The organism is Hymenobacter antarcticus, assembly GCF_039539545.1.
Classification (GTDB): domain Bacteria; phylum Bacteroidota; class Bacteroidia; order Cytophagales; family Hymenobacteraceae; genus Hymenobacter; species Hymenobacter antarcticus.
The window spans coordinates 1-13,110 of record NZ_BAABDI010000017.1; the positions used below are offsets into that span (position 1 = coordinate 1).

The 13,110-nt window shown below is 61.1% G+C and carries 11 protein-coding genes; 5 read left to right on the forward strand and 6 right to left on the reverse strand.

The window, feature by feature from the left end; all coding sequences use genetic code 11:
- Positions 1 to 186 precede the first annotated feature (186 nt).
- Positions 187 to 1,206: a hypothetical protein gene (locus ABD819_RS12700; protein ID WP_345124912.1), complete on the reverse strand. Its 1,020-nt coding sequence runs from the start codon at positions 1,204 to 1,206 to the stop codon at positions 187 to 189.
- A gap of 105 nt (positions 1,207 to 1,311) precedes the next feature.
- On the opposite strand from ABD819_RS12700, the gene ABD819_RS12705 reads away from it, so the two are divergent.
- Positions 1,312 to 3,540 carry a S9 family peptidase gene (locus ABD819_RS12705; protein ID WP_345124914.1) on the forward strand — a complete coding sequence of 743 codons (2,229 nt, stop codon included), beginning with the start codon at positions 1,312 to 1,314 and terminating at the stop codon, positions 3,538 to 3,540.
- Between the two features lie 102 nt (positions 3,541 to 3,642).
- Here the strand turns inward: ABD819_RS12705 and prmC are convergent, their stop codons facing one another.
- A complete protein-coding gene (gene prmC / locus ABD819_RS12710; RefSeq protein ID WP_345124915.1) occupies positions 3,643 to 4,503 on the reverse strand; it encodes a peptide chain release factor N(5)-glutamine methyltransferase in 861 nt (286 codons plus the stop codon).
- Positions 4,504 to 4,560: 57 nt separating this feature from the next.
- Here prmC and ribD point away from each other — a divergent pair, with 57 nt between their 5' ends.
- The 4 genes from ribD (at position 4,561) to ABD819_RS12730 (ending at position 8,236) form a co-directional block, all read left to right on the forward strand.
- The gene (gene ribD, locus ABD819_RS12715) at positions 4,561 to 5,598 is read left to right on the forward strand and encodes a bifunctional diaminohydroxyphosphoribosylaminopyrimidine deaminase/5-amino-6-(5-phosphoribosylamino)uracil reductase RibD (protein ID WP_345124917.1); all 1,038 of its coding nucleotides are present in this window, start codon (positions 4,561 to 4,563) and stop codon (positions 5,596 to 5,598) included.
- A 105-nt stretch (positions 5,599 to 5,703) separates the two neighbouring features.
- On the forward strand, positions 5,704 to 6,186 hold the full coding sequence (locus ABD819_RS12720; protein WP_345124918.1) for a GAF domain-containing protein: 483 nt from the start codon (positions 5,704 to 5,706) through the stop codon (positions 6,184 to 6,186).
- A gap of 43 nt (positions 6,187 to 6,229) precedes the next feature.
- Entirely contained in the window at positions 6,230 to 6,916 is a 687-nt protein-coding gene (locus ABD819_RS12725) for a Cj0371 family chemotaxis-regulating polar lipoprotein (protein WP_345124920.1), read from the forward strand.
- Positions 6,917 to 7,060: 144 nt separating this feature from the next.
- The gene (locus ABD819_RS12730) at positions 7,061 to 8,236 is read left to right on the forward strand and encodes a glutathionylspermidine synthase family protein (protein WP_345124921.1); all 1,176 of its coding nucleotides are present in this window, start codon (positions 7,061 to 7,063) and stop codon (positions 8,234 to 8,236) included.
- 188 nt (positions 8,237 to 8,424) lie between these two features.
- On the opposite strand, the gene ABD819_RS12735 is transcribed toward ABD819_RS12730, so the two are convergent.
- From ABD819_RS12735 to ABD819_RS12750, 4 genes are all read right to left on the reverse strand, one after another.
- Positions 8,425 to 9,087, reverse strand: a complete 663-nt coding sequence (locus ABD819_RS12735) for a phosphatidylserine decarboxylase family protein (protein ID WP_345124923.1) — start codon at positions 9,085 to 9,087, stop codon at positions 8,425 to 8,427.
- A gap of 277 nt (positions 9,088 to 9,364) precedes the next feature.
- Positions 9,365 to 10,651 carry a Glu/Leu/Phe/Val family dehydrogenase gene (locus ABD819_RS12740; RefSeq protein ID WP_345124924.1) on the reverse strand — a complete coding sequence of 429 codons (1,287 nt, stop codon included), beginning with the start codon at positions 10,649 to 10,651 and terminating at the stop codon, positions 9,365 to 9,367.
- Between the two features lie 144 nt (positions 10,652 to 10,795).
- Positions 10,796 to 11,788: a phosphatidate cytidylyltransferase gene (locus tag ABD819_RS12745; RefSeq protein WP_345124926.1), complete on the reverse strand. Its 993-nt coding sequence runs from the start codon at positions 11,786 to 11,788 to the stop codon at positions 10,796 to 10,798.
- A 131-nt stretch (positions 11,789 to 11,919) separates the two neighbouring features.
- On the reverse strand, positions 11,920 to 12,900 hold the full coding sequence (locus tag ABD819_RS12750; protein ID WP_345124928.1) for a CPBP family intramembrane glutamic endopeptidase: 981 nt from the start codon (positions 12,898 to 12,900) through the stop codon (positions 11,920 to 11,922).
- Between the last annotated feature and the right edge of the window lie 210 nt (positions 12,901 to 13,110).

Sequence of the window (13,110 nt, forward strand, 5' to 3'; positions counted from 1 at the left end):
ACTTCACCCACCACGGCCAATTTAAAGGGCAAACTGTAGTCGCGCTGACTACGCCGCACACGCGGCTCAAACTCAGTTTTCATGACATCTTTTGGGAAAGCTGTCAACCTATTTCCGGACCCGACAACAGTACGAAAAAGGGCTGCTCCGTATTGGAGCAGCCCTTTTTGATGAGGTAAAGTGGCATTACTTCTGTACCCTAACCGTGCAGGTGAGCGTGGGCGCGGTGCCCAGCACAAGGTCGGAAACGAGCAGCAGGCCCGTCCGTTCCGTGTTGTCTTCGATGGTGCGGAAGGCGATGACCTGGCCCTTGGTGAGCGTACCAGTGCTCAGGCTGTCGGTGAACCGGGTGCCGTTGCTGAATGCCGTAGCCAGAAGCGCATTGGTATTGATGGCACTAAATTCCGTGGTGCTGAGGCTGGTGCGGCGCAGGCGGGTGGCCCGCCGATTGGCGGCCGGCCAAGTAGTGGCATTCAGCTGCAGGACCCGCGAAGCGGCGGGGGCGCTCAGGTTCACGGTGTTGCTGCGGGTGAGGCAAATCAGGTCAATGAGCAGCTGGTTGGCTTGCAGGCTGTTTTCGTTGTTGATGAGGGCGTATTTGGGCAGCAGCAGGCCGGTGCGCAGGTTGAGGAAGACGCGGGCGCGGTCGCGCACCGGGGCGGCGGCGGCCGGCGTGGTGGGCACCACGGGCCGCAGCAGCGCCGTGTAGCTGTGGTACACCCGGGCCGAGTCGGTTTTGCGAACGGTGACGCGCAGGGCGCGGCTGGCACTTTGGCCGTCGGTATCGGTGGCGGTGTACTGCCAGAGCTCGGTGCCGGAGGTGGCGCGGGCCACAAACTGGTTGGGCAGCAGCAGCTCGCGGCCGGTGAAAGTGGCCGTGGGCGGCGAGGCCACCGTCAGCACCGAATCGAGGTAGGCCAGGGCGTCGTCGTTGGGCGTTTTGCTGGGGTCGTAGCTGCTTATCGGCGAGGGGTAAATGATGGGGTTGCGGGTGGGCTCGTACTTCACCGTGATGCGCAGTCGCCGAAGGTCATTGGCGCGGCTTTCGGCGTAGGCGCGGGTAGTGAGCGTGTCGTTGGGCTGCACGGTGCGATTGCCCGAGGTGAGGCCGGTGGTGCCGATAAAATCGAGCCGCACGGGCGTTTCAGTTTTGGCACAAGCGCCCAGCAACACGGGCAATAAGAGCAACAGGGGGCGAAAACGCATAATGCAAAGGTAGCGGAGCCCACCGGCTGCAACCGAGCTGCGGGCGAATGTTACCTTTAACGTTCTGTTCCCTCCCTTATTTCGCTTACGCTCCCGATTTACACTATGCGTTTTCGCTTTCTTGCGCTGGCCGCGCTCCTGGCCGCCAACGGCCCGGCCCTGGTGCCGAGCCTCACTCCCACCCTCGCGCACGCCCAGCAAAAGCTGCCGCTGACCCTGGAAGATATCTGGGCCAAGCCCACCTTCCGGGCCGCTGCGGTGCCGGGCTTCAACTGGATGAACGACGGCCGCTACTACTCGGCCCTCGATGCCGGCAGCCTGGTGCAGTACGAAGTGACCACTGGCAAGCCCGTGCAAACCCTGGTGACGGCCGCCGAGCTGCAGCTGCCCGGCGCCGACAAGCCGCTGGCCGTGGATGGCTACTCCTTCAACGCCAACGAGCAGAAAATCCTGTTCACGACGGCTACCGAGCCTATTTACCGGCGCAGCGCCCGCGCCAGCTACTACGTGTTCGACCGGGGCACCAAGAAGCTGACGCCGCTGAGCACCGGCGGCAAGCAGGGCTACGCCACGTACTCGCCCGACGGCCTGCGCGTGGCCTTCACCCGCGATAATAACGTGTACGTGACCGACCTGGCCACGATGCAGGAAACTGCCGTGACCAATAACGGCGTGAAAAACAACCTCATCAACGGCTCGGCCGACTGGGTGTACGAGGAGGAATTCGGCTTCGCGCAGGGCTTTTTCTGGTCGCCGGATAGCAAGCAAATTGCCTACTACACCTTCGATGAAAGCCAGGTACCGGAGTACGACATGCAGGAATGGGGCGGCCTCTACCCCAAGGAAAACCGCTTCAAATACCCCAAGGCCGGCGAGAAAAACTCGGTGGTAAGCGTGAGCAGCTACGACGTGGCCAGCGCCCGCACCACCAAGATGGACGTGGGCCCGGTGGCCGACCAGTACATCCCCCGCGTGCAGTGGACGCAGGTGCCGAACACGCTCAGTATTCAGCGCCTGAACCGTTTGCAGAACAAGCTCGAAATTCTGCACGGCGATGCCGCCACCGGCAAAACCAAAGTGGTGCTGACCGACACTAACCCGGCCTACGTCGAAATCAACGATGATTTGAACTACCTGGCCGGTGGCAAGCAGTTCCTCTTCACCAGCGAGAAGGACGGCTACCAGCACCTCTACCTGCACGATATGGACGGCAAGCAGGTGCGCCAGCTCACGAAGGGCAACTGGGAAATTTCGGCTATCAATGGCTTCGACCCCAAGTCCGGCTTCGTGTACTTCACCAGCACCGAAGGCTCGGCCCTACAGCGCCACCTCTACCGCATCGGCCTGAATGGCAAAGGCAAGCAGCGCATCATCGAGGCCGGCAACGGCATCGACGTGGTGAACATGAGCCCCGACACCAAATATTTCCTCAACACGCACTCCTCGGCAGGCGTGCCGGCCGTGGTGAGCCTGCGCGAAGGCAGCAGCGGCAAGCTGGTAAAAACCCTGGAAGACAACGCTAAGCTGAAGCAAACCCTGGCGCAGTACGACCTGGGCAAGCTGGAGTTCTTCAGCTTCAAAACCTCCGAGGGCGTGGACCTGAACGCCTACATGATTAAGCCCAGCAACTTCGACCCCGCCAAGAAATACCCCGTGCTGATGCACGTGTACGGCGGCCCGAGCTTCGGCACCAGCAGCAGCCAAACCGTCCTCGACAACTACGGCGGCGCCAACTACCTCTGGCACCAGATGCTGGCCGAAAAAGGCTACATCGTAGTTTCAGTAGAAAACCGGGGCACTTCGGGCCGCGGCTCGGCCTTCCGCAAGGCCACGTATGCCAACCTGGGCAAGCTCGAAACCATCGACCAGGCCGAGGGGGCCAAGTACCTGGGCGCCCTCCCCTACGTGGATAAATCCCGCATCGGCATCTGGGGCTGGAGCTACGGCGGCTACATGACCTCGCTGGCCATGACCAAAAACGCCGACCTCTTCAAGATGGGCATCGCCGTGGCCCCGGTCACGAACTGGCGCTACTACGACACCGTGTACACCGAGCGCTACCTGAAAACGCCCCAGGAAAACCCCGGCGGCTACGACGACAACTCGCCCGTGCAGTTTGCCCAGAATATGAAGGGCAAGTTCCTGCTCGTGCACGGCACCGGCGACGACAACGTGCATTTCCAGAACTCCATCGCCTTCGTCGATGCCATGATTAAGGCCAACAAGGACTACCAGACCCTGTACTACCCCAATCGCAACCACGGCATCGCGGGCGGCAACACGCGCCTGCACCTCTACCGCCAGATGACGAATTTCGTGACGCAGAATCTGTAGACTGCCTGCATGGGACACAGAACGTGTACCCCGAATTTCCAATTCGGCCGCGTGGACGATTGATGTTCACGCGGCCGAATTGGAAATTCGGGGTACACGTTTTTATTGCCCGCGCCGGCCGCTCACCATCCGCGCCTTCCCAAACATATCAGGCAGCACCTCCACCTCCACAAACCCCTGCGCCACAAGCAAAGCCGCCGTTTCGGCACCTAATGCTTCATTGATTTCAAAATAAATACCGCCCCCGGGCCGCAGCAGCACCGGGCCGATTTCGGCCAACCGGCGATAAAACAACAGCGGGTCCGCATCAGGCACGAAAAGGGCGGTGGCGGGCTCCCAGGCCAGCACGTTGTCGCGCATGGCGGGGCGCTCGCTTTCGCGCACGTAGGGCGGGTTGCTCACCAGCACATCCAGCGTGCCGGGGGCCAGGTCAGCTGGCAGGCTTTGGAGAATATCAACCTGCTGAAAAGTGACCTGGGGAGCCCAGCGGGCCCCATTGCGCCGAGCCACGGCCAGGGCTTCGGCCGAAATATCCACGGCCAGTACCTCGGCGTTGGGCAAAGCCCGGGCCAGCGCCAGCGCCAGACAGCCCGAGCCCGTGCCTACATCGAGCACCCGTAGCGCAGCCTGCGCCGGGTAGGCCTGCGTGATGACCTGCACCAACTCCTCGGTTTCGGGACGCGGGATAAGCGTGGCAGGTGTCACTTCCAGCGCCATATCGGCGAAATGGGCGGTGCCCAGCACGTACTGCACCGGCTCGTGGGCCAGCAGGCGGGCCTGCAACGCCGGCAACGCGGCCAGCGCGGCGGGCGGCACGAGCTGCCGGGCGGCCATCATCCGCTGGAGCGAGTCGAGCGCCAGCAAATGCTCCACCACCAGCACGGCGATGGCCTGCGCTTCGCGCTCCGGGTAAACGGGTTGTAAGTCTGAGGCCAGGGAAGCCGTGAATTCGCGGGTTGTCATCGGGCGCAAATGTAGGCCCACGGCCTAGCAGCGGCGCGGTTCCTACCTTCGCCCCCAATGAAACCCGACGATGCAACTTTCATGCGCCGCGCCCTGGGCCTGGCGCACCTCGGCACGGGCTACGCCCGCCCTAATCCCCTGGTCGGCTGCGTGGTAACGCACCAGAACCGCATTATCGGCGAAGGCTGGCATCGCCAACACGGTGGTCCGCACGCTGAGGTCAATGCCCTGGCAGCGGTGGCCGACCAGGAATTACTAAAATCCAGCCGCGTCTATGTGACCCTGGAGCCCTGCGCCCACCACGGCAAAACGCCGCCCTGCGCCGACCTGCTCATCGAAAAAGGCGTGCCCGAAGTGGTGATTTGCAACGACGACCCGTTTCCGCTGGTGGCCGGGCGCGGCATCGAAAAAATGCGCGCCGCCGGCATCCGCGTCGAAACCGGCCTGCTGGCGGAGGAAGGCCGCTGGCTAAACCGCCGCTTCTTCACCTTCCACGAGAAAAAGCGGCCCTACCTGGTGCTGAAATGGGCCGAAACCGCCGATGGCTTTCTGGCCGGCCCCTACTTCCAGCCCGTCCAAATCAGCAGCCCGCAGGCGGGCCTGCTCACCCACCAGTGGCGGGCCGAGGAAGCGGGCATTCTGGTGGGCACCCGCACCGCCCTGCACGATAACCCCCACCTGAGCGTGCGCGACTGGCCCGGCCCCCAGCCCACGCGCCTCGTTATCGACAAAAACCTGGGCCTGCCGCCCACCCACCACCTGCTCGACGGCTCGCAGCCCACGCTCATCTACACCTACCGCCAGCCCTACCACACCGCCAACCTCGACCACGTCACCCTCTCCGAAGCCGACGACCTCATCCCCCAGGTGCTGGCCGACCTCTACCAGCGCCAGATACAATCCGTGCTGGTTGAAGGCGGCCCCACGGTGCTGAACGCGCTGCTGAACGCGGGCCTGTGGGATGAAATCCGCGTGTTCCGCGCCACGTCCAGGCTGGGCAAAGGCATCGCGGCCCCTCGCCTGGGTTTAAGCGGCTTGCGCAGCCAAACGAACGTTGGCCCCGATGAATTGTTCTGGTACGTGAACGAGCAGTAGCATTGTAGCGTGGACTTTGCGAGTCCGCGCCTGCGCCGGCTGCAATTCCCTTATTTCCCCCACGCGCGGACTCGCAAAGTCCACGCTACAAGCGCACTACTTCTCATGTCCGAAACCCTCGCCCTCGATACCACCCTCACCAAAGCCGCCCAATACCAGCAGCTCCTGCCCCAAATCGAAGCCCTCACCACCGGTGAGCCCGACCTCACTGCCAACCTCGCCAACACGGCCGCCGCCTTGCGCCAGGCCTTCGGCTTTTTCTGGGTGGGCTTTTATGTGGTGAAGGGCGATGAGCTGGTGCTCGGGCCTTTCCAAGGACCTATTGCCTGCACCCGCATTCGCCACGGCAAGGGTGTGTGCGGGGCCAGCTGGGCCCAGGCCCAAACCATTCTGGTGCCCGATGTGGAGGCTTTTCCCGGCCACATCGCCTGCAGCTCCGATTCCAAATCTGAAATTGTAGTCCCGATTATCAAAAACGGCCAGGTGGTGGCGGTCCTTGATGTCGACAGCGACCAGCTCAACGATTTCGACCACCACGACCAGGCCGCCCTGGAGCAGCTAATGCAGCTGGCGGCGCAATGGTTTTAGATTCAGCATCCGTATTTCCCCAAATTCCCTTCGCCCAATTCCCATGAAAAAGCACTTTCATTCCCTCGGCGACTGGCGCCGCAACGTGCTGCTGGTGGCCGCCGCCAGTAGCCTGGGCCTCGGCCTGCCGGCCTGTTCCTCCAACGATACCGTGGAAAGCCGCGCCCAGGAAAACGGGGCCGAAGGCGGCTGGGGCGGCGAAACCTACAGCCAGGGCGTCATCACCGAAATGACCGAAACCAAGCCCGGCGAGTGGAAAATCACCGCCGAGCGCCCCGCCGGCAAGGAGGAAGTGGCCGCCGTGCTGCACCGCCTCGACGGCAAGACCGATACCCTCCAGGGCCAGGCCCTGCAACGCCAGATGCAGGACTACAGCCGCCAAAACCCCGAAAACCGCGCCCAGGGCAACGGCATGATGAACGTGCTGATGTGGAGCGGCATCGGCTTCATGGCCGGCCGGTTCATGACCCCCAACGCCGGCTACTACGCCAACCCCGGCGTGATGCAAAACAACCAGGGCTGGCGCAACAATGTGGCCAGCGAGCGCCAGAGCGGCCGGGGTTTCTTCGGGCGGGGCTTTGGCGGCCGGGGGGCATCGGCTACCGCTGGCATCCAGGAAAGCCGCTCCACGCTGCGCTCGTCGCCCCGGCCCAGCTTCCGCAGCAGTGCGCCGGCCGGGCGCAGCAGCGGTTTCGGCACCCGCGGCGGTTTCCGGGGCTTCGGCGGGTAATTTCAGTGACGAAAGATAACAGGCTGTCATGCTGAGCGGAGTCGAAGCATCTCTACCGCGTAACTAATCAGATTTAGTACAGCAGTAGAGATGCTTCGACTCCGCTCAGCATGACGTTCCTCCACGTCTAATCTCTCATAGAAAATGATAAACCTTCTCCCCCTTCCCGGCGATGTCTCGCCCGCCGTACGCACGCTGGGTTGGGAATGGGCCATTGAGGACGCCTGCCAGAACTACGTGGCCCGCGAGGCCGTGCAGCTTCCCGAAAGCGAGGCGGAAACGCTGCTCCAGGCCGCCGACACGCTTTACGACATGCTGGCACAGGCTATTCCCGACCCTATTCCCGATGAATTTCTGCGGCAGCTGGCTATTCCGGCCAACCTGTGGGAGGCCGTGCGCCACTCCTGGAACGACGAGCGCCACTGGCACCTCTACGGCCGCTTCGACCTGGCCCTGACCACCGACGGTCCCAAGCTGCTCGAATTCAATGCCGACACCGCCACCAGCCTGCCCGAGACCACTGTGGTGCAGTGGGCGAGCCTGGTAGCGGCCGGTCAGTCGGAGGAAGGCCGCCAGGCCAACGGCCTCTTCGAATGCCTCGAAGACCAGTTCCGCCACTGGCGCACCCTGAACAACGACCGCCAGGCCACGCTACTGCTGGTGTACCTGCCCGACAGCGCCGAGGACGAAGCCAACTGCACCGTGCTGGCCGAAGCTGCCCGCACGGCCGGCTTTGCCGACATCTACACCTGCCCCATTGATGCCATGCGTGTGTCGGTTGATGGCGAAGACCGGGGCGTGTGGGCCGAAACGGTGCCCGACCAATGGCAGAAGTTCGACTTTCTGTTCAAGCTGGCTCCCTGGGAGATTCTGGCCGAAGAAGAGCCCGACCTCACCGCCGACCTCACCCAATTGCTGGTCACCCGCGATGTTATTATCGCCAACCCGGCCTACGCGCTGCTTTTCCAGAGCAAAGCCCTGCTCGCGCACCTTTGGAAAACATTCCCCCACCACCCGCTGCTGCTCGAAGCCAGCCTGGAGCCGCTGGCCGGCCACCACGTCCGCAAGCCTATTTTCGGCCGGGAAGGCCAGAACGTGGCCGAAATCCAGCCCGATGGCAGCACCGGCAGCGAAGTTCCGGGTGAGTTTGCCCAGCAGCCCCAGCTTTATCAGCAATGGGCCGAGCTACCCACCGATGCCCAGGGCCGGCGCTACCAGGCCGGCGTGTTCTGGGCCGGCGAAGGCTGTGCCATCGGCTTCCGGCGAGAAGCCGGGCTCATCACTAATCTGTCGGAGTTCGTGCCCCACATCCTTGTCTGAACCGCGGATTTATCGGATTCTTCGGCTTTATCGGATTTTGTGGACGGTGTAAGGGTGCGGCATCACGCTTTACTGTAGCAACAGAAAAGGCCGCTCAATGAGCGGCCTTTTCTGTTGTGTTTTAAATATTCAGTTAAGGAATCGTCTACAAAATCCGATTAATCCGAAGAATCCGATAAATCCGCGGTTCAGACTTTCAGCTGGCAGATAACCGTAGTGCCGCCTTTCACTTTCTGGCCCAGCTCCACTTTCACCTCGGTGTCCATGGGCACGAACACATCGACGCGGGAGCCAAATTTGATGAAGCCGAACTCTTCGCCCTGGGTTACTTCATCGCCCTCGTTCACATACCACACAATGCGGCGGGCCATGGCTCCGGCAATCTGCCGAAAAAGAACCAGCGGGCCCGCATCGGACTCTACCACTACCGTAGTACGCTCGTTTTGGGTGCTGCTTTTGGGGTGCCAGGCCACCAGGTAGTTGCCGGGATGGTACTTGAAATACTTCACGAGGCCCGAAATCGGGTTGCGCGTGACGTGCACGTTGATGGGCGACATGAAGATGCTGATTTGCTTGCGCTCATCTTCAAAATACTCGGGTTCGAACACGTTTTCAATCACCACCACCTTGCCATCGGCCGGGGCTAGTAGCAGGTCTTCGTGCGTGAACAGGTGCCGGAACGGACTGCGGAAGAACTGCAGAATCAGCAAGAAGATAATGACCGTGGCCCCGGCAAACAGCCGGTTCACGAGGTCAGCCCCCTTGTTTAATTGAAATACCAATAGGTTGAGCGCCAATAAAATCAGCAGCGTAACGAACAGGATGCGTCTTCCTTCTTTGTGAATCTTCATAATCGCTGATTTTCGCTGATTAACCGTGATTTCGCTGCTTTCAGCGTAGTCAATCGGCGCAACAATGTGCCGGCAAAGCCGAATAGCCAGGGCAAATTACGGCCAGAAACAGAAAGGGCACGAACCAAGCGGCCCGTGCCCTTCCTATTTATTTAAACAAAATAACAACTACTAAAGCAATTTACCATCTGATAAGTTACTTTTAGTCGCCTGCTTACCGACTAAATTCTCCGTCTGTAATCAGCGGAATCGCGGTTAATCAGCGAAAATCAGTGGTTTAGAAGCCGCCGCGGAACTTGTAGGTCTGGGCCACTTTATCGATGGCAACCACGTAGGCGGCAATACGCATCGGGACGTTATACTTCTGGCTGGTTTCGTACACTTTCTCGAACGCGTCGTTCATGATGCGGTCGGCGCGCTCGGTCACCATGTCCAGGCTCCACTTGAAGCCCTGCTTGTTCTGCACCCACTCGAAGTACGACACCGTGACGCCGCCCGAGTTGGCCAGGATATCGGGCACCACCATGATGCCCTTTTCGTTGATAATCGGGTCGGCCGAGGCCGAAGTGGGGCCGTTGGCCCCTTCCACGATGAGCTTGGCCTTGATGTTGTGGGCGTTGTGCTCGGTGATAACGTCTTCGACGGCGGCGGGCACGATTACGTCTACGTCCGAAGTCAGCAGGTCGTTTGGGTCCATCGGCGTAGCGCCTTCGAAGCCTTCCAGACGGCCGTTATGGGCATTTTTAAACGCAATGGCGTCGTCGATGTTGATGCCGTTCTCGTTCCAGTAAGCCCCCGAGATATCGGAAACACCCTTGATTTTCACACCCTCGGCGTGCAGCAAAGTGGCAGCCCACGAGCCCACGTTGCCGAAGCCCTGCACGGCGGCCGATACTTCGGTCGGCTTCAGGCCCAGCTTTTTCAGCGCGGCCAGGGTCGATACCATTACGCCGCGGCCGGTGGCCTCGGTGCGGCCCAGCGAGCCGCCCATTACCAGGGGCTTGCCGGTGACCACGGCGGGCGAGGTCATGCCGTTGGTTTTCGAGAATTCGTCCATCAGCCACGCCATTTCGCGGGGGCCGGTGCCCATGTCGGGAGCCGGAATGTCGCGGTCGGGGCCGAATACGTCTTTCAGGGCCAGGGTGTAACCGCGGGTCATGCGCTCGATTTCGCCGGCGCTCATCTTGGTGGGGTCACAGATGATGCCGCCTTTGGCCCCGCCGTAGGGAATGTCGACCACGGCGCACTTCCAGGTCATCCAGGCCGCGAGGGCCTTCACCTCGTCGAGGTGCACATTGATATCGTAGCGAATACCGCCCTTGCTCGGGCCCAGAATGGTGTTGTGGATAACGCGGTAGCCTTCAAACACATGAATCTTGCCATTGTCCATCGTCACCGGAATGTTGACGATAACCTGCTTGTCAGGGGCTTTAAGAACGTCGTAGGTCGCTTCGTCGAGGCCGAGGATTTCGGCGGCGATGTTGAAGCGCGACATCATTGATTCGAGCGGGTTCTCGCGGTCCATTATTGGAGCCGGCTCTTTATACACGGTATGAGCTGCCATTCGGGATGTGGGTTAGGAAAGTGTTGGGTGGGAGTATGCGTTCGGTTTAGGGCCGCAAAGATATTGCTTTTGGGGTAGTAGCGCGGACTTTGTAGTCCCCATATCCGTTGAGCCCTCCGGACGCAGACTACAAAGTCCGCGCCACTACCCGGCCAGCAGCAGCAGCAGCGCCAGCACCGGCAGCACCAGCAGAAACGCATCGAACCTGTCGAGCAGGCCGCCGTGGCCGGGCATGATGCTGCCCGAGTCCTTCACCCCCACGCTGCGCTTGAGCATGGACTCGGCCAAGTCGCCGAGGGGCGCGAACACGGCCACCACACTAGCGGCTACGAGGCGGTGCGTGAGGGACATATCGGGCAATAAATAGCCCAGTGCCCAGCCCACTATCAGCGTCAGGACGAAGCCGCCGGCCCAGCCTTCCCAGGTTTTGCCAGGCGAGATTTTGGGAGCCAGCTTGTGCTTGCCGAAGGTTTTGCCGGCGGCGTAGGCCCCGATGTCGGAAGCCCATATGAGGAAGAGCAGGGCGAAGATGCGGCGGTAGTCGTAGGTGTTTTGAACGAACGCCAGCGCATTCAGCCCACTCATAGGTAAGCTCACATAAAATAGCCCGGATAGAATAGCTCCAATATTGGCAAAAGGCTTCCCATTATCCGGCCATTGGATAATTTCCCGGATTATCAATACCACCATCAGAAGTGCTCCAATCACCATCCACAAGTACACAACCCCACCCGCACTTAGAAACCAATAAGAAGCTGGCAGAGGCATTCCTTGCGGCAATGCTAGCAATGGAGGGTAAAGTGTCCACCCATTTTGCCATCCAAGAATTGGAGCGTAAAAAGAGTAGCCAACAGTCAGATGGATGGCTCCAAAAACTATAATTCCAACTCCAATCCCTATCCACGTAGCCGGCGCGTAGCCGCCCGCCCGCATCATGCGGTAAAACTCCCACAGCATCACAGCCTGCACGGCGGCGAAAAACAGCCCAAACGTCCAGGGGCTGAACCAGACGCTGCCCAGCAGCATGGCCGCCCCGATGAGGCCGTAGATGATGCGCAGGCGCAGGTTGCTGGGGCCGGCGGGCGTGGCGGCGGCTTCGGAAGAAACGGAGGTAGTCGGAGGCGTAGAGTCGGCCAAGTTGGGCGGGATGTAGAGACGCAATATCTTGCGTTTCGTCGTTGCTGATGTTGTTTAGTTGGTGCGGTTGTGGTCGTTACGAATGCGCGGTTGTGGTCGTTCAATGCAAGCTGTTCAACGACGAGACGCAATCAGGTGTCGATACCGCGCTCGACTACACCCTCGCGGCTGAGCGTGAGCATGGCGGTGGGCGCGGCCGGGGCCGTCATCCGCTGATACAGGAAATAGAGCAGGCCGGCCGAGAGCAGCAGCGAAGGCAGCACCAGCGTCCAGGGCAGCGCGTCGTTGGAATCGGGGTCGAAGCCCCAGCCGAACTGGCCGCGCTGAGCGAGGTAAAGAATGAGGAGCTGGAAGGCATTCTGGGTGAAGTGGGCGGCCATGCTCACCAGAATATTGCCGCTCCAGAGGTAGAGGTAGCCCAGCACCAGCCCCAGCACGAAGCGTGGCACAAACCCAAAAAACTGAAAGTGAATGGCCGAAAAAATGGCCGCCCCCAGCCACACGCCCAGGTGCGGCGAGAACCAGCGCACCAGGTTTTTTTGAATCACGCCCCGAAACACCAGCTCCTCGGCCACGGCCGGCACCACGGCAATCACGAGCACACCCACCCAAAACCGCCCGGCCGAGCTGAACCGCGTGAGAAACTTGGTGAGCACGGCCGCCTTGTCTTCGCTGGCCCGCGCCCACACCTCAAAATCGTGCAGCGCAGCCGGGAAATGCACCCCCGCATTCCAGGCAATGAGCGTGGACATAAAGGGCAGAATGACTACGATGAGCACGGCGGCCGCCAGCAGCCACCAGCCCGCCCCCAGCCGGCGCGGACTGAAATACTCGGCCCAGCCGTAGCCCAGCGCCGAGGCCAGCAGCAGGCCGCCGCCCGTGCCCGCGCAAAACAGCACCACGCCCTGCGCCATCATCAGCAGGCCCCAGGCCTGCGGGTAGGCGGTGGGGTTGGCCAGTACCGCAATGGCCTCCGGGGCCGATAATCCAAAGCCCAGCTTCGCCCAGGCAAAGATGACGGCGTAGCCCACGCAGAACCCCGCGCTAATCAGGGCCAGCAGCACCAGTATCTGAAGGCCAGGGTGCAGCGTGCGGGGCAGGAAACCTTTCATAGCGGGGTGCAAGTTGGGAAGGGCGTAAATTTGACCGCGGATTTAACGGATTTTAACGGGTGGAAACGGATTATTGGTGGTTCCGCTGTTTCTCCGCACCCGCCCGTCGTTCGGCTTCGGTTCTGCAAATGACGTTAAATCTGTAAGAATCCGCATTTATTCCCGGTTATTACCCAAGTCTGCACATCGGGGCAGAGCCACAATAAACCT